The sequence below is a fragment of the Streptomyces sp. NPDC028331 genome (genome assembly GCF_055565775.1).
Map to the genome: position 1 here is coordinate 92,995 of NZ_JBVHTR010000012.1, position 16,557 is coordinate 109,551.

Genomic DNA, 16,557 nt, shown 5'->3' on the forward strand with positions numbered 1-16,557 from the left:
ACGCACGGCACAGGGACGTGGACAACTTTTTCCCAAAGCAATGATCAATGCGGCTGGTGCCTCCGTACTTGCTGTTGTAGAAGCCGCTCGTGCATGGAGGCAGCATGCCCATATCCCGCAACACCGCAGGAACCCTCGTCGTGGCCGGGGCACTGGGCCTGACCCTCACCGCTCTCGCCTACCCCGCCATGCTCGGCGTCCAGACCACGTCCAGCTCTCCGGACCGGATCATCGCCAACACCCGGTACGGCCCGCTGACCGAGGCCGACCGCGACTTCGTCGTCAAGGTGCGTTCCGCGGGGCTGTGGGAGTACCCCCTCGGCGAGATCTCGCTGAGGAAGGGCTCGTCGCCGGAGATGCGGGAAGCCGGCAAGCACCTGATCGTCGGGCACGCCGGACTCGACGAGATGTGCCGCAAGATCGCCCCGGAGCTGGGCATCACCCTGCCCAACCGGGCGACACCGCAACAGCAGCAGTTCGTGGCGACCGCGGATGCGGCCAACGGCAAGGAGTTCGACTCCACCGCGGCCAACATCATGCGTGTGACCCACGGGCAGATCTTCCCGGTGATCGCCAAGATCCGCGCCACCACCAAGAACACCCTGGTGCGTCAGCTCGCCGACCTGGCCAACGACACCGTCCTGGACCACCTGACCATGATGGAGAAGACGGGCACGGTCAATTTCGACCAGGCCAACTTCCAGCAGACCACCCCGCCCAAGCTCCCCAAGGACCAGCTCACCCCGCCGGCTCCCCAGCCCGGAGAACCGATGGTCGTCCTGACCCAGCGTCCCGACCTGAACATCCACACCGCCTCCCCCACGCCCAGCCCGTCGGCCAACTGACGCCCCGCCCGCGCGGGCGGGTCGGAGACGGACCGCGGGGCCGCGACCGCCGTCCACGCGAACCCGGACGCGGACTGGCGGACGCGGCCGCCCGGGGGCGTTTCCGGCGAGCGAGCCGGGGGGACTCGTGCCAGGCTCGAAGCGAGCGAGCGGCAAGCGCGGCGGGTGCCGATGACGCCTGGGCGAGGAGGTTGGCCATGACGCGTGGCAGCGCCGCGGAGACCGGCGGGGCAGGCGAGGGGGCCGTGCGCGGCAATCTGCTCTTCGGCCCGCAACCCGACGTGGCGGGGGCGGCCGGGTACACCGACGCCCCGCCGCGCGTGGGCTTCTTCACGGACACCTCCGTGTGCATCGGCTGCAAGGCGTGCGAAGTGGCGTGCAAGGAGTGGAACGCCGTGCCGGAGGACGGCCTGGAGCTCACCGGCATGTCCTACGACAACACCCAGGGACTCGGCGCGGACACCTGGCGGCATGTGGCGTTCATCGAGCAGCGCAAACCGCTGGGCGGGCAGGAGCCCGGTGTCGGCCACCAGGACGTCGACGTCTTCGACGCCGCCCGCAGCCTCGGCGCCTCCGCCTCCTCCCCGGGCCCCGGAGCCACGGCCCCCGCGCCCGCCGGCGCACCGGCCGGGGAGATCTCTCCCGTGTCCCCGGACGGACGCACCGAACTGCGGTGGCTGATGTCCTCGGACGTCTGTAAGCACTGCACGCACGCGGCCTGTCTCGACGTGTGCCCCACCGGCTCGCTGTTCCGGACGGAGTTCGGCACGGTGGTGGTCCAGGAGGACATCTGCAACGGCTGCGGGTACTGCGTGCCCGCCTGCCCCTACGGCGTCATCGACCAGCGTCCCCACGACGGACGGGTGTGGAAGTGCACCCTGTGCTACGACCGGCTCGGCGTCGGAATGGAACCGGCCTGCGCGAAGTCCTGCCCCACCGACTCCATCCAGTTCGGCCCGCTCGACGAACTGCGCGAACGCGCCGCCGCCCGGGTCGCCCGGCTGCACGCCGCCGGCGTCACCGACGCCCGCCTGTACGGCGAGGACCCCGAGGACGGCGTCGGCGGCGACGGCGCGTTCTTCCTGCTGCTGGACGAGCCGGAGGTCTACGGTCTGCCGCCGGACCCGGTCGTCACCACCCGTGACCTGCCCTCGATGTGGCGGCACGCGGCGGCGGCCGCCGCGTCGCTCGCGGCGCTGGCCGCGGTCAGCTTCGTCAGGAGGCCCCGATGACCGGCTCGGACGTCACCCGTGACGGCGTGCAGGGCGCCCGCCCCGGACGCGAGGCCCTCACCGGCGCGGGCGCCGGACGCCGTCTGCGTCGCCGCGGACGCGGCGAGCGGTCCATGGTGCCCGAGGCACGGTTCTCGTCGTACTACGGCAAACCGATCCTGAACAAGCCGGTCTGGAAGGCCCTGGACATCGCGGGCTACCTCTACCTCGGCGGCCTCGCCGGCGCCTCCTCGCTGCTGGCCGCCGGGAGCCAGGCCACCGGGCGGCCGGGGCTGGCCCGGGCCGGGAAGCTCGGCGCGGCGGGCGCGATCTCGCTCTCCCTGGCCGCGCTCGTGCACGACCTGGGGCGCCCGGCCCGTTTCGTCAACATGCTCCGTGTCTTCAAGCCGACCTCCCCGATGAGCGTGGGCTCCTGGCTGCTCGCCGGCTACGCGCCGCTGACGGTGGCCGCCGCGGCCGCCGACGTGGCGGGCCGCCACCGCAGGATCGGGGCCACCGCCACGGCGGGCGCGGCCGTGCTGGGCCCGGCCGTGGCCACCTACACCGCCGTCCTGATCTCCGACACGGCGGTGCCGTCCTGGCACGAGGGCTACCGCCAGATGCCGTTCGTGTTCGCGGGATCCGCCGCGAGCGCGGCGGCCGGACTGGGCCTGGTCTGCGCTCCGGCGGCACAGGCCGGGCCCGCGCGCCGGATGGCCGTGCTGGGTGCCGCCCTGGAGCTGGGCGCCTTCCGGCTGATGCAGCGGAGCACGGGCCTGGCGGCCGAACCGTACGAGCAGGGCAGGCCCCGTACGCTGCTGCGCTGCGCCGAGGCGCTCACGGCCGGCGGGGCCGCGCTGGCCGCGCTCGCGGGCCGGCGTGCGGGCCGCCGTCCGTCGGCGGCGGCGGGCGCGGCACTGCTGGCCGGCTCGGCGATGCTGCGGTTCGCCGTGTTCCACGCCGGGGTGGCGTCCGCGGAGGACCCCAAGTACACGGTCGTGCCGCAGCGGGAACGGCTGGACGCACGCGAGCGCTGACGGTCCGGCGCCCCGACGGACGGCCGTTTCGCCGTCCGCGCGGAGGGTAATCAGGACCGGCCGGGCCGGCAGGGGGCGAACCTCTCGTCACGGGACGTCGCAGGATGCCGCGTTCGCCCCCCTGCGGGACAATGTGCCGCAGGGGACCGCGAGCGCCCGGGGTCCGGCGTCGCCCTCGCCCGAGGGCCGCACGACGAGGAACCGAGCGGGAGGAGCAGCAGACATGGGCGTACGCACATGGATCGACTCCTGGCCGGTCTACCGCCAGCTCAAGGGCACCGACCCGCTGGGCCGCGGGGCCGCCGCCAAGAGCGGCACCAGCGCGCGCCTCACCCCGCGGGTCGCCACCGCCGACCGGGTGGTCAAGTCGGTCTGCCCGTACTGCGCCGTGGGCTGCGGCCAGAACGTCTACGTCCAGGACGAGCGGGTCACGCAGATCGAGGGCGACCCCGACTCCCCCATCTCCCGCGGCCGTCTGTGCCCCAAGGGCGCTGCGAGCCTGCAGCTGACCACGGGCGGCTCGCGCGAGCACCACGTCCTGTACCGGCGCCCGTACGGCACCGACTGGGAGCGGCTCGACCTCGACACGGCGATGGACATGATCGCCGACCGGGTGATCGCGGCGCGCCGGGCCGGCTGGCAGTGGGAGGTCGACGGGACCCGCACCCGGCGCACGCTGGGCATGGCCAGCCTCGGCGGGGCCACCCTGGACAACGAAGAGAACTACCTGATCAAGAAGCTGTTCACGGCGCTGGGAGCGATCCAGATCGAGAACCAGGCGCGTGTTTGACACTCCTCCACCGTTCCCAGTCTGGGAACCTCGTTCGGCCGCGGCGGCGCGACCACCTTCCAGCAGGACCTGCAGAACTCCGACTGCATCGTCATCCAGGGCTCGAACATGGCCGAGTGCCATCCGGTCGGGTTCCAGTGGGTGATGGAGGCGAAGGCCCGCGGAGCGAAGGTGATCCACGTCGACCCGCGGTTCACCCGCACCAGTGCGCTGGCGGACCTCCATGTGCCGCTGCGCGCGGGCTCGGACATCGCCTTCCTCGGCGGGATCATCAACTACGTCCTGAGCCAGGAGAAGTACTTCCGCGACTACGTCGTGGCGTACACCAACGCGCCGGTGGTGCTGCGGGAGGACTTCCGGGACACCGAGGACCTCGACGGCGTCTTCTCGGGCCTGGACGCCGACAGCCGCAGCTACGACAACAGCAGCTGGCAGTACGAGGGCACGGAGATGCAGGCGGCCTCGGGCGAACGTGACCAGGAGTACGAGGAGCGCACCCGTGGCGGCAGCTCGGTGTCGGAGGCGGCGCGCGGTGAGGCCCACGGTGCGGGCGGCGCCGTGATCCCGGAGGGCGAGCCCGAGCGCGACGAGACGCTGACCCACCCGCGCTGTGTGTTCCAGGTGCTCAGGCGTCACTACGCCCGCTACACGCCGGAGATGGTCGAGCGGATCTGCGGGGTGCCGCAGGACCTGTTCCGCCAGGTGTGCGAGCTGGTGACGGAGAACTCGGGGCGCGAGCGGACCACCGCCTTCGCCTACGCGGTCGGCTGGACGCAGCACACCGTCGGCGTCCAGTACATCCGCGCGGCGGCCGTGCTGCAGAGCCTGCTCGGCAACATCGGCCGTCCCGGTGGCGGGATCCTCGCCCTGCGCGGGCACGCCTCCATTCAGGGTTCGACCGACATCCCGACCCTGTTCAACCTGCTGCCCGGCTACATCCCGATGCCGCACGCGCACAAGAACGAGGACCTCGACGCCTTCATCGAGGCGGAGGCGGCGCACAAGGGCTACTGGGGCAACATGCGCTCCTACCTGGTGAGCCTGCTCAAGGCGTACTGGGGCGATGCCGCGACGCCCGAGAACGACTTCTGCTTCGACTACCTGCCGCGTCTGACGGGCTCCCACTCCACCTACGAGACGGTGATGGCCCAGCTCGAGGGCACCTGCAAGGGCTACTTCCTGATGGGTGAGAACCCGGCCGTCGGCTCGGCCAACTCCAAGATGCAGCGGCTGGGCATGGCCAACCTCGACTGGCTGGTCGTACGCGACTTCTCCCTCATCGAGTCGGCCACCTGGTGGAAGGACGGCCCGGAGATCGAGACCGGCGAGATGCGCACGGACGACATCCGCGCCGAGGTGTTCTTCCTGCCGGCCGCCGCGCACACCGAGAAGGACGGCAGCTTCACCAACACCCAGCGGCTGCTGCAGTGGCACCACCAGGCCGTCGAGCCGCCCGGCGAGGCGCGCAGCGACCTGTGGTTCACCTACCACCTCGGGCGGATCATCCGCGAGAAGCTCGCCGGGTCGGCCGACCCGATGGACCGCCCGGTGCTCGACCTGACATGGAACTACCCCACGAAGGGAGAACTCGCCGAACCCGACGCGGAGGCGGTCCTCGCGGAGATCAACGGCCACGACGCCGAGGGCCGTCCCCTGGCCTCCTACGAGCAGCTCAAGGGCGACGGCTCCACGGCCTGCGGCTGCTGGATCTACTGCGGGGTCCAGGCCGACGGCGTGAACCAGGCGGCCCGCCGCACACCGGGTGAGCAGCAGGACTGGGTGGCGAACGAGTGGGGCTGGGCCTGGCCGGCCAACCGCCGCATCCTGTACAACCGGGCCTCCGCGGACCCGGACGGCAGGCCCTGGAGCGAGCGCAAGGCACTGGTGTGGTGGGACGCGGACGAGGGCCAGTGGACGGGCCACGACGTGCCGGACTTCAAGAAGGACAAGGCCCCCGACCACCGGCCCCCGCAGGACGCGAGCGGCCCGGAGGCTCTGTCGGGCACCGACCCGTTCATCATGCAGGCCGACGGCAAGGCCTGGCTGTTCGTGCCCGCCGGACTGACCGACGGGCCCCTGCCCACTCACTACGAGCCCCAGGACTCGCCCTTCACCAACCTGCTGTACCCCCGGCAGCGCAACCCGGTACGGCAGTTGCTGCCGCCGCACCCGGACAACCGCTACCAGCCCAGCGGCGACGAGCCGGGCACGGAGGTGTTCCCCTACGTCGCCACCACCTACCGGCTCACCGAGCACCACACCGCGGGCGGCATGTCCCGCTGGCAGCCCTACCTGGCGGAGCTGCAGCCGGAGTTCTTCTGCGAGGTCTCCCCCGAACTCGCCGCGGAACGCGGTCTGGAGCACGCCGGCTGGGCGACGATCGTCAGCGCCCGGGGCGTGATCGAGGCGCGGGTGCTGGTGACCGACCGGGTGCCGCCGCTGACCGTGCACGGGCGGACCCTGCTCCAGGTCGGTCTGCCCTACCACTGGGGGCCGAACGGTTACAGCACCGGCGACGCCGCCAACGAGCTGGTGCACCTGTCCCTCGACCCGAACACGCACATCCAGGAGACGAAGGCGTTCGCCGTCGACATCCGGCCGGGCCGCCGCCCCAGGGGCCCGGCGGCCGTCGAGCTGGTGCGCGCCTACCGGGCCCGGGCGGGCATCGACGACCACACCGGTACGGAGGTCTGAGGCGCCTGATCGAGCACGCCCCGGCTCCCTACCTGACCACGATGGAATGGGCCCCGCGCGGTACCAGTTCCCCCACCACCGGCGCGCCGGGCACCTCCCCGGCGACGAGCAGGCCGCCGGAGGTCTGCGCGTCGGCCAGCAGCAGACGGGTGTCCGCGTCCGTGTCCCCGAAGTCCGTGTGCGGGGCGACCCATTCGAGGTTGCGCCGGGTGCCGCCGCTGACGTATCCGTCCCGTACGGCCTCCCGGGCGCCGTCGAGGTAGGGCACGGCGGCGCTGTCGACCACGGCGGTGACGCCGGAGGCGCGGGCCAGCTTGTGCAGGTGGCCGAGGAGGCCGAAGCCGGTGACGTCGGTGGCGCAGGTGACCCCGGCGGCGAGGGCGGCCTGGGCCGCGTCCCGGTTGAGGGCCGCCATCGTGGCGACGGCCTGCTCGAATCGTTCGCCGGTGACCTTGTGCCGGTTGTTGAGCACACCGACACCCAGCGGCTTGGTCAGCGACAGCGGCAGTCCGGGACGGCCGGCGTCATTGCGCAGCAGCCGCCCGGGGTCGGCGACACCGGTGACGGCCATGCCGTACTTGGGTTCCGGGTCGTCCACGCTGTGCCCGCCGCCGACGTGGCAGCCCGCCTCGGTGGCGATGTCCAGTCCGCCGCGCAGCACCTCGCGGGCCAGGTCGAACGGGAGCCGGTCGCGCGGCCAGGCCAGGAGGTTCACGGCCAGCACGGGCCGGCCGCCCATCGCGTACACGTCGGACAGGGCGTTGGCGGCGGCGATGCGCCCCCAGTCGTAGGGGTCGTCCACGACCGGGGTGAAGAAGTCGGCCGTGCAGACGATCGCAGTCCCCCGGTGGGTGACCACGGCAGCGTCGTCGCCGGTGGCGAGGCCCACCAGCAGCGGGGTGTCGCCCCCGGCGAGCGGTGGCGCGGTCAGCCCCGCGACCACCTCCTCCAGCTCTCCCGGCGGGATCTTGCAGGCGCAGCCGCCGCCGTGGGCGAACTGCGTGAGGCGGACGGTTGCTTGGCGGGTCGGTGTCATACCTGTCTCCTGGGGCACTAGCCTGGCGAGCGGTGGAGGCGTGTGGGTGCCTGGTGGCCCTCCCGGTCTTCAAAACCGAGGTGCCCGAGGATCTCGGGCAGGCGGGTTCGATTCCCGTCCGCCTCCGCTCCCCGGCGCGGGCCGGCAGCGCCGCCGCTGGTCGTCCACCCGCTCGGTCTGTCCCTGGGCGTCCAGCAGTTCCAGGAGCGGCACGGCCACCCTGCGGGTGGTGTCCAGAGCCCGGCGGGCCTCGCTGAGCGTGAACGGCTGGGGCAGCCGGCGCAGGACGTCGGCGGCCCGGGCGTCCGCCCCCGGAAGCAGCACGATGCCGTCGGCCACCGCCAGCAGCGCGCCCGCCGAGACCGCGGCGGCCACCGCCTTGCGGGTGAGCCCGAGTTCCTTCAGCCGGTCGGCCTCCGGCGCGCGGAACGGTGTCCGCGTCAGCTCGCGCCGTACGGCGTCGACGGCGGCGTCGAGGGGCGCGGGCAGCGTCGGCCGGAGGCTGCCGGGCCCGTACAGCCGTCCTTGCCGGCGCAGCAGCCGGTCCGGGCCCGGTGTCCCGGCGAGCGCGTCCACCAACGTCCGGTCGGGCAGGCGGAGCAGGCGCCGGGCCGCCTCGGTCGGCAGGCCGGGTTCGAGCGGGTGCTCCGCGGCGTACCGCTTCACCTCGGCGGCCAGGCGCTCCCGCAGCTCCGCCCAGTGGGCCTCGTCGACCAGCCACTCCCCGGCGACCGGCGCGGCGGGCGGCGGCACGCCCATCGCCAGCAGCTCCGACCGGCGGACGAGCCGTCGGCGCCGCAGCTCCCCGGCTCCGTCCGGGCGACCGGTCATGGCCGCCAGTTCGGCCGCCCTGGCCCGTCCCGCGCCCCGCCGGGCCAGTCGCGGCGGGCGCACGTCGAGCACAGTCACCCCGCACGGCATGCGCCGCCCGCCCGGTTCCCTCAGCACGGCCCGGTCCCCGACGCGCAGGGGCAGGGCCCGGTTCAGGGTCAGCCGGGCGGTGTCCTGCCCCAGCGGGCGGACCGTCGCCGGGACGGCGGCCGTACCGATGTGGAGGGTGATCGTACGGGGCAGGTCGGCGACCGGTTCACCGGTGACACGGACGTCCAGGAGGTCGGTGAGCAGCCAGCGGTCCGGTGTCAGGAGCACCTGGCCCCGTCGCAGAACGCCCTCCACCGGGCCGTGCACATTGACCGCCACGCGCGCCACGCCGCTGGCGGCGGACCGTTCCTCGTACAGGCACTGCAGCCCGCGCACCTTCAGCAGGGTCGAGCCGTCACCCGTCACGAGCCGGTCACCGGCGCGCAGGGTGCCCGCGCCGAGCGTGCCGGTCACCACGGTGCCGTGGCCGCGTACGGTGAAGGCGCGGTCGAGCCACAGCCGCACGTCCGCGTCCGCGGGCGGCACCGGCAGCGATCGCGCCAACCGGGCCAGTTCCGCGCGCAGTCGGTCCAGACCGGCGCCGGTCACCGCGCTGACCGCCACGGACGGCACCGTGCCGAGGGAGGTGGCGGCCATGCGCCGCACGGCGTCGGCGCGCACGGGCCCGGGGTCGGCCAGGTCGCTGCGGGTCACCGCGAGCACGGCGTGCCGTACCCCGAGGGCGTCGAGGATCGCCAGGTGTTCCTCGGACTGGGGTTGCCAGCCCTGGTCGGCGGCCACGACGAACAGCACGGCGGGCACGGGTCCGACCCCGGCCAGCATCGTGGCCACGAACCTCTCGTGGCCCGGGACGTCCACGAAGGCCAGATGCTCCCCGTCCGTGCCGAGCCGGGTCCACACGAAGCCGAGGTCGAGGGTGAGCCCCCTGCGCCGCTCCTCCTCGAAGCGGTCGGGTTCCATCCCGGTCAGCGCCCGCACCAGGGCCGACTTGCCGTGGTCGACGTGCCCGGCGGTGGCCAGCACCCGCATGACGCCTACCTTCCCGCGGCCGACCGCACGGCTTCGGCCAGCCGCTCGTCGTCCTCCGGCGGTACCGCCCGCAGGTCGAGCAGGCAGCGCCCCGCCTCCACGCGCCCGACGACGGGAACGGGGCCGGTGCGCAGCGCGGCGGCGTACGGCTCGGGCAGCGACAGGGCGGCGCTGGGCAGCGTCACCCCGGGCGCGCCGCCGCCGCCGACGGTCGCCGCGCTCCGCACCGCGTGCACGTCGATGCCGTGCGCGCTCAGCGCCTCGGCGAGCCGGTCGGCGCGGGCCGCCAGGTCCGCCGGCTCGACGGCCAGGGCGGCGTCGGTCGGGGTCCGTGGGCCGGTGAGCGTGGCCTCCAGCGCGGCCAGGGTCAGCTTGTCCACGCGCAGGGCCCGGGCCAGGGGATGCCGGGAGACGGTCCGGACCAACTCCGCGTCGCCGAGCAGCAGTCCGCACTGCGGGCCGCCGAGCAGCTTGTCGCCGCTGGCGGTGACCAGTGAGGCGCCGGCCCGCAACTGGGTCTCGGCGTCGGGTTCCTCGGGCAGCAGCGGGTGGGGGGCGAGCAGCCCGGAACCGATGTCGGACACCACCGGCACGCCCAGCCCGGCCAGTTCGCCGACATGCGCGGCGCGGGTGAACCCGGTGATGCGGAAGTTGGAGGGGTGCACCTTCAGCACGAATCCGGTCTGCGGTCCGATCGCGGCGGCGTAGTCCGCGGTGGTCGTGCGGTTGGTGGTGCCGACCTCGCGGAGCCGGGCCCCGGTGGAGACCAGGAGGTCCGGAAGCCGGAACCCGTCGCCGATCTCCACCATCTCCCCCCGGCTGATGACGATCTCCTTGCCGACCGCCAGTGCGGTCGCGACCAGCACCAGCGCCGCGGCACCGTTGTTGACGACGTGCGCCGCGGCGGCGGACGGCACCCGGTCGCACAGCGCCTTCAGCACCGTGCGCCCGCGGCGGGCCCGGACGCCGGTCTGCAGGTCCAGTTCGACGTCCGTCGGCCCGGCGGCCTCCAGCACCGCCTGCCGGGCCGCCGCGGACAGCGACGCCCGGCCGAGGTTGGTGTGGAGCAGCACCCCGGTGGCGTTGATCACCGGCCGCAGCCCGCCGGCGGTGTCCGGAAGCAGGGCGAGGGCCGTGTCCCGCACCCGCTCCGGCGGGATGCCGCCCTCACGCGCCCGCTCCTGTGCCTGCCGCACCGCCGCCTTGACCACGCGCGACCCCAGGCGGCCCACCGCCTCCGCGAGGAGCGGATCGCCGAGCAGGGCGTCGGTGCGGGGAATGCGCCGTCGCGTGTCGACCGCGTCGACCGGCCCGGGCGCGTGTCCGATCCCGGGCGCGACCGCCCCTGCCCCGTCGCCGGCCCGCTCCCGTGCGACCCGCTGTTCCATGCGGCCCCTGCCTCTCCGGCCCGACCTCTGGCTCTTTCGAGGAGGACCCATCGTCTCCCAGTGCCCACGGCGGCCCGTTCGACACGCCGGGGACGGCGGCGCCGGGGGCGGTGCGGAGTAGCCCGGCATGCGTGCCCGGCGCTCACGCGCGAGGCTGGTGCCATGGCCGAGCGTCGCGTGATCGTCTACCCGCCCAGCGAGAGCGGCGGCCGGCGCGTGCGCACGGACGGGAAGACCCTCGGCACCGCCTATTCGCTGCACGACTTGACGGTCTTCCTCCAGCATGCCGGACTGGAGGGCGTGGACGAGGTGGACGTGGCCGAATCACCCTTGATCGAGTGGCACGGCGGTGGCCCCGAGGTGTGGGAGCGAGAGCGCTGACCGCTTCAGGTCAGTCGCTCCCCGAGTGCACAGCGGTGCTATGAAGGGAACATGAGGGTACGTTTCCGTCGAGATCGGACCCAGTCGCGGCCCCCGCCCACCGGACGCCCGCGTATGCGTCGCAGTTCCCTGCTGAACCCGCACAGCGTGGCCGGGCAGGTGTTCCTCCTTCAGATCGTGATCGTGGTGCTGCTGGTCCTGGCCGCGATGACGAGCGTGGTGCTCCAGGCGGCGCGTGACGCGCTGCAGCAGGGGCGCCGTGTGTCGGTCGTCGCGGCCCAGTCGTTCGCGAACGCCCCCGGTACGGCTCAGGCGCTGCGCAGCCGGGACCCCACGGCGGTGCTGCAGCCGCGGGCAGAGGCGGCGCGCAAGAAGTCGGGCGTCGATTTCATCGTCGTCACCGACACGAAGGGAACGCGGTACACGTACCCGTACCCGCAGGAGATCGGGAAGAAGTTCGTCGGCGACATCACGCCGGCGCTGCACGGCCGTACCGTCGTCCAGCAGGCGGGCGGGCCACCCCTTCCCGCGGGCAAGGGCACGGCCATACAGGCGGTGGTGCCGGTGCACGACGCGCACGGCACGGTCGTCGGGCTGGTCTCGGCCGGGATCACGGTCAAGAACGTCTCGCATCTGTGGACGCCGCAACTGCCGATCATCCTCGGTACCGGGGCGGCCGGGCTGGCACTGGCCGCGACCGGGACCACGCTGGTGTCCCGGCGGCTGCTGCGGCAGACGCGCGGTCTGGCCCCCGTGGAACTGGCACGGCTGTACGAGCACCACGACGCGGTGCTGCACGCGGTGCGGGAGGGCGTGCTGATCATCGACTCCGAAGGGCGGCTGCTGCTGGCCAACGACGAGGCACGGCGGCTGCTGGGCCTGTCGGCGGACGCGTACGGGCTCCCGGTGCGCGAGCTGGGACTGCCGGATCAGATCACGCGCCTGCTGCTCTCGCCGGACGCGGTCACCGACGAGGTGCATCTCGCGCAGGACCGGCTGCTGGCCGTGAACAAGCGGCTCACGTTCCCGCACGGGACCCCGGGAGGCAGCGTGGTGACGCTGCGGGACACCACGGAGCTGGCGGTGGTCGCGGGACGGGCCGAGGTGGCGCGGGAGCGGCTGAAGCTGCTCTACGAGGCGGGGTTGCGGATCGGGACGACGCTCGATGTGGGGCGTACGGCGCAGGAGCTGGCGGACGTGGCGGTACCGCAGTTCGCCGACGTCGTCACCGTCGATCTGCTGGAGGCGGTGGTGCACGGTCAGGAGCCGACCGCGGAGGGGTGGCGGCATCTGCGGCGTGCGGCGATCAGCCTGGACCGGCAGATGATGCCGGTGTACCCGATGGGTGAAACGATCACGCTCTCCCCGGGAACCCCGCAGATGCACGCGCTCCAGGAGGGGCGGGGCGTGCTTGAGGCCGACCTGCGGCAGGCGCGCGGTTGGCGGGAGCAGGATCCGGAGCGCGCCCGGAAGGCCCTGGCACTGGGGATGCACTCGTTGGTGAGCATGCCTCTGCAGGCCCGGAACGTGCCGCTCGGCGTGGTGAACTTCTACCGCATGACGGACTCCCCCGGGTTCGAGCCGGACGACCTCTCCTTCGCGGAGGAGCTGGCCGCGCGGGCGGCGGTGGCCATCGACAACGCCCGGCGCTTCACGCGGGAGCACGCCATGGCCGTGACGCTGCAACGCAGCCTGCTGCCGCGGGGGCAGCCGGAACAGGACGCGCTGGAGGTGGCCTGGCGGTACCTGCCGGCGGAGGCGGGGGTCGGCGGGGACTGGTTCGACGTCATCCCGCTGCCGTGCGCGCGGGTGGCGCTGGTGATGGGCGATGTCGTCGGCCACGGGCTGCACGCGGCGGCGACGATGGGGCGCCTGCGCACCGCCGTGCACAACTTCTCCACGCTGGACCTCCCCGTGGACGAGGTGCTCGGCAACCTGGACGACCTGGTCGTCCGCATGGACAACGAGGAGTACGGCGGCGGGGCGGCCGACGACCGCGAGGGTGCGGGCGTGACGGGCGCGAGGTGTCTGTACGCGATCTACGACCCGGTGACGGGGGCGTGCACGGTGGCCCGCGCCGGACAGCCCGACCCGGTCGTGGTGCGTCCGGACGGGACCGTCACCTGCCCCGACGTGCCGGCGTCGGCCCCGCTCGGCCTGGGCTGCTACCCCTTCGAGACCGCCGAGCTGCACCTGTCCGAGGGCTCCCAACTGGTGCTCTACAGCGACGGTCTGGTGGGGGAACGCGCCTGTGACATCGACGTCGGCCTCGATCGGCTGCGCCGGGCACTGGACGGGGGCGGGGGACGCACCGCGGAGGAGGCGTGCCAGGCGGTGATCGATGCGGTGCGGCCGGCGCATCCCGCCGACGACATCGCCCTGCTGGTGGCACGGACCCGGCGGTTCCCGCCCTCGCGCGTGGCCGAGTGGAGCGTGCCGTCGGATGCGGCGGTGGTGCCCTCGGTGCGTTCCCGGTGCAGGCAGAGGCTGCGGGAGTGGGGACTGGAGGAGATCGGGTTCACCACGGGGCTGATCCTCAGCGAGCTGGTCACGAACGCGATCCGGTACGGCTCGCCACCGGTGACCGTGCGGCTGCTGTACGGGCGCTGCCTGATCTGCGAGGTGGGGGACGGCAGCAGCACCTCGCCCCGGCTGCGGCGGGCGGCGACGACGGACGAGGGAGGGCGGGGGCTGTTCCTGGTCGCCCAGTTCGCCCAGCGGTGGGGCACGCGCTACACGGCCCAGGGCAAGGTCATCTGGGCGGAACAGACCCTCCACGACGGCGCGTCCGCCGCCGCCGAGCACACACCGGTCGACCTCCTGCTGGAACAGTTCGGGGACCCCACCCTGTGAGAGCGGACCCGCCCCGGCATCTCTTGCGCGAGAACGGTGGACCGGGGGGCCGCACACGTTTGAGGATGACCGGGTGAAGATGCCGATCGGTCGCCCGAGCCTGCGGTCCTGCCAGCCGTACCTGCAGCGTGCCGCGCCCTCGCACGACGGTCTGACCGCCCACTTCCTGGGCACCAGCTCCGTGCTCCTGTCGGACGGCGAGACGCGGATCCTGATGGACGGGTTCGTCACCCGGCCCCGCATGCTGCGCGTGCTCCTGGGCCGGATCGCGCCCGACCGCACGCTCGTCCGCGCGGCCGCCGCGCGGCTGGGCGTGGACCGCCTCGCCGCGGTGGTGTGCGCGCATTCCCACTACGACCATGCCCTCGACGCCCCGCTGTGGGCGCTGGAGACCGGTGCCGACCTGGTCGGGTCGCGCTCCACCGCGAACATCGGGCGGGGCCAGGGGGTCCCCGCACGCTCGCTGCGGGTGGTCGAGGACGGCGACACCCTCACCTACGGCAGCTTCGTTCTGACGTTCCTGACCTCCCTGCACAGCCCTGGCGACCACTACCCGGGCACCGTCGACCGCCCCCTCGTCCCCCCGGCCCGCGCCCGCGCCTGGAGGACCGGCACCGTGTACTCGGTGCTGGTCGCCCACCCCCGCGGCCGTATCCTGCTGCACGCCAGCGCCAACCACCGGCCCGGCGCCCTGCGCGGCCACCGCGCCGACGTCGTCTATCTGGGCGTCGGCAACCTGGGCAGGCAGCCCGCCGCGTTCCTCCAGGCGTACTGGGACGAGGTCGTCACCGCCACCGGGGCGCGTCGCGTGATCCTCGTCCACTGGGACGACTTCTTCACCGGCCTGGGTCGCCCCTTGCGCCCCATGCCCTACCTGCTCGACGACCTCGAGGCGACGATGAGCCGGCTGCTGCCCCTGGCACGCCGTGACGGTGTCGACGTCGTCGTGCCCGCCGCCTGGCAGCCGAGCGACCCCCTCGCCGGCCTCGTATGACCCTTCGCCGGCCTCGTGTGACCTCTCACGGGTCCCGCATGACCTCTCGCGGGTCCCGCATGACCTCTCGCGGGCCTCGTACGACGTGGGCCGGGGTGGCTAGTCCGCCTCCGTGCCCGCCTCGCCGCGGGGCTGTCCCTGTTCCGCGTTCTCCGCGACCGGGCTGACCGGCGAGGAGGGGGGAGCGGGTGAGCAGCACGACGGCGACGGCCACGACGGCTGCCGCCACCACCGACACGACGGTGTAGACGCCGCTGCGGACCGCTTCGTCGAAGACGAAGACGCCCCACAGGATCGCGACGACCGGATCGGACATCGTCAGGCCGGGCTGGCTGGCGAGCAGTCGTCCGGCGTGCATCGCGGACTGCAGCAGGAACATCGCGCCGGCGCCGGCCACGATCATGGCGTAGAGCTGCCAGCTCGTGAACAGCGCGCCGATGCCCTGGCTGAAGGTCTCCGTCATGCCCTTGATCAGCGCGGCGGTGAACCCGAAAGCGCACCCGGTCGCCACGCCGAGGAGGGCCGCCTTGCGGGCGCCGGGAGCGGCGAGACGGGCCCACACCACCATGCCGGCGACCAGGAGGACGTTCACCGCCGAGGCGATCGCCCAGGTCACGGCACCGGTCTGGGTGGCCGAACCCTGCGAGGGGGCCAGGGAGAACAGCAGCCCCGCCAGGCCGACGGCCATCATCACCGAGGCCCCCCATTCCCGGGCGCCGAGTCGGCTCTTGAACACGAGCGACGCCAGCAGCAGGGTCGCGGGCAGTTCCAGCACCAGCATCGGCTGCACCACCGAGATCTGGCCGTTGCCCAGTGCCGCGGCCTGCAGCAGGAATCCGACGATGATCGAGAGAACACCGGCGAACCACACGGGCCGGTGCAACAGGTGCCACACCAGCCGCCAGCTCAGGCTCTCGCTCTCCGGTCGGTCTCGTGCCGCCTTGCGCTGCAGCACGGAGGCCAGCGCGTTCGCGATCGCCGCAAGGACGGCGAGCAGCACACTCAGCACGGCGCGCCGTCCCCGGGTGTCACCGCCCCCGCAGCGACGATCATGGCTCCTCCACAACAGGACGGCGGGCGCGCCCACGCTCTCAGTCCACGGCCTCCAGCGGTGGTCCGCAACCGCGAGGCTGCCGTACGGTTGCGGATGTCGAAGTAGGAGCAACCGCCGAGGTCGTGGGCCGTGACGGATGCCGGGAGCGGCCTTGGGTGAGGACCCGTCGATCGGAGAGGCGCTGTTCGGCATGCTGCTCGCCGGAGCGTGGGCGACGGCCGTCTGCGCGGCCGTCGGGCTGCCGGTGGTCGGGCTGCTGGTGTGGGCGGGAGCAGCCTGGAAGCGGAACAGGCGGCACAAGCGCCGGACGGCCGGGGAGGGATGAGCCCGCCCGGCAGGGGCGGGCGGTCGGCTCGGACCGGC

At 73.4% G+C, this 16,557-nt stretch carries 11 protein-coding genes, 1 tRNA gene and 1 pseudogene; 9 read left to right on the plus strand and 4 right to left on the minus strand.

What is annotated here, in order from left to right:
- Positions 1-104: 104 nt before the first annotated feature.
- From ACZ4SW_RS19350 to fdh, 4 genes are all read left to right on the plus strand, one after another.
- The gene (locus ACZ4SW_RS19350; protein ID WP_468244615.1) at positions 105-845 is read left to right on the plus strand and encodes a DUF4142 domain-containing protein; all 741 of its coding nucleotides are present in this window, start codon (positions 105-107) and stop codon (positions 843-845) included.
- Between the two features lie 197 nt (positions 846-1,042).
- A complete protein-coding gene (locus ACZ4SW_RS19355) occupies positions 1,043-2,077 on the plus strand; it encodes a 4Fe-4S dicluster domain-containing protein (protein ID WP_468244618.1) in 1,035 nt (344 codons plus the stop codon).
- Entirely contained in the window at positions 2,074-3,093 is a 1,020-nt protein-coding gene (gene nrfD / locus ACZ4SW_RS19360) for an NrfD/PsrC family molybdoenzyme membrane anchor subunit (RefSeq protein ID WP_468244620.1), read from the plus strand. Before ACZ4SW_RS19355 ends, nrfD begins: the two co-directional genes overlap by 4 nt.
- Before the next feature lie 223 nt (positions 3,094-3,316).
- Positions 3,317-6,577 carry a formate dehydrogenase gene (fdh, locus tag ACZ4SW_RS19365; RefSeq protein WP_468244623.1) on the plus strand — a complete coding sequence of 1,087 codons (3,261 nt, stop codon included), beginning with the start codon at positions 3,317-3,319 and terminating at the stop codon, positions 6,575-6,577.
- A gap of 28 nt (positions 6,578-6,605) precedes the next feature.
- On the opposite strand, the gene selD is transcribed toward fdh, so the two are convergent.
- Positions 6,606-7,613 carry a selenide, water dikinase SelD gene (gene selD, locus ACZ4SW_RS19370; protein ID WP_468244626.1) on the minus strand — a complete coding sequence of 336 codons (1,008 nt, stop codon included), beginning with the start codon at positions 7,611-7,613 and terminating at the stop codon, positions 6,606-6,608.
- 34 nt (positions 7,614-7,647) lie between these two features.
- Here selD and ACZ4SW_RS19375 point away from each other — a divergent pair.
- Positions 7,648-7,740 (plus strand) — tRNA-Sec (locus ACZ4SW_RS19375).
- Positions 7,741-7,775: 35 nt separating this feature from the next.
- Here ACZ4SW_RS19375 and ACZ4SW_RS19380 read toward each other — a convergent pair.
- Both ACZ4SW_RS19380 and selA read right to left on the minus strand, forming a co-directional pair.
- Positions 7,776-9,524: pseudogene (locus tag ACZ4SW_RS19380) on the minus strand (SelB domain-containing protein); the annotation flags it as partial.
- A gap of 5 nt (positions 9,525-9,529) precedes the next feature.
- Positions 9,530-10,912, minus strand: a complete 1,383-nt coding sequence (selA, locus tag ACZ4SW_RS19385; RefSeq protein ID WP_468244628.1) for an L-seryl-tRNA(Sec) selenium transferase — start codon at positions 10,910-10,912, stop codon at positions 9,530-9,532.
- 162 nt (positions 10,913-11,074) lie between these two features.
- Between selA and ACZ4SW_RS19390 the strand changes: the two genes are divergently transcribed.
- The 3 genes from ACZ4SW_RS19390 (at position 11,075) to ACZ4SW_RS19400 (ending at position 15,140) form a co-directional block, all read left to right on the plus strand.
- Positions 11,075-11,293: a hypothetical protein gene (locus ACZ4SW_RS19390; protein WP_468244631.1), complete on the plus strand. Its 219-nt coding sequence runs from the start codon at positions 11,075-11,077 to the stop codon at positions 11,291-11,293.
- Positions 11,294-11,407: 114 nt separating this feature from the next.
- Positions 11,408-14,146, plus strand: coding sequence for a SpoIIE family protein phosphatase (locus tag ACZ4SW_RS19395; RefSeq protein WP_468244634.1), 2,739 nt, complete (start codon positions 11,408-11,410; stop codon positions 14,144-14,146).
- Positions 14,147-14,225: 79 nt separating this feature from the next.
- Positions 14,226-15,140 (plus strand): MBL fold metallo-hydrolase, encoded by a 915-nt coding sequence (locus ACZ4SW_RS19400; RefSeq protein WP_468244636.1) that lies wholly within the window; start codon positions 14,226-14,228, stop codon positions 15,138-15,140.
- 25 nt (positions 15,141-15,165) lie between these two features.
- Here ACZ4SW_RS19400 and ACZ4SW_RS19405 read toward each other — a convergent pair whose 3' ends face one another.
- A complete protein-coding gene (locus ACZ4SW_RS19405) occupies positions 15,166-16,149 on the minus strand; it encodes a DMT family transporter (RefSeq protein WP_468244638.1) in 984 nt (327 codons plus the stop codon).
- Between the two features lie 196 nt (positions 16,150-16,345).
- On the opposite strand from ACZ4SW_RS19405, the gene ACZ4SW_RS19410 reads away from it, so the two are divergent.
- Positions 16,346-16,519, plus strand: a complete 174-nt coding sequence (locus ACZ4SW_RS19410; protein WP_468244640.1) for a hypothetical protein — start codon at positions 16,346-16,348, stop codon at positions 16,517-16,519.
- The last annotated feature ends 38 nt before the right edge of the window (positions 16,520-16,557 follow it).

What these genes read in the sequence shown, in the direction of transcription:
- ACZ4SW_RS19350 (WP_468244615.1), top strand. Translation starts at nt 105, where the DNA reads ATGCCCATATCCCGCAACACCGCAGGAACCCTCGTCGTGGCCGGGGCA.
- ACZ4SW_RS19355 (WP_468244618.1), top strand. Translation starts at nt 1,043, where the DNA reads ATGACGCGTGGCAGCGCCGCGGAGACCGGCGGGGCAGGCGAGGGGGCC.
- nrfD (WP_468244620.1), top strand. Translation starts at nt 2,074, where the DNA reads ATGACCGGCTCGGACGTCACCCGTGACGGCGTGCAGGGCGCCCGCCCC.
- selD (WP_468244626.1), bottom strand. Translation starts at nt 7,613, where the DNA reads ATGACACCGACCCGCCAAGCAACCGTCCGCCTCACGCAGTTCGCCCAC.
- selA (WP_468244628.1), bottom strand. Translation starts at nt 10,912, where the DNA reads ATGGAACAGCGGGTCGCACGGGAGCGGGCCGGCGACGGGGCAGGGGCG.
- ACZ4SW_RS19390 (WP_468244631.1), top strand. Translation starts at nt 11,075, where the DNA reads ATGGCCGAGCGTCGCGTGATCGTCTACCCGCCCAGCGAGAGCGGCGGC.
- ACZ4SW_RS19395 (WP_468244634.1), top strand. Translation starts at nt 11,408, where the DNA reads ATGCGTCGCAGTTCCCTGCTGAACCCGCACAGCGTGGCCGGGCAGGTG.
- ACZ4SW_RS19400 (WP_468244636.1), top strand. Translation starts at nt 14,226, where the DNA reads ATGCCGATCGGTCGCCCGAGCCTGCGGTCCTGCCAGCCGTACCTGCAG.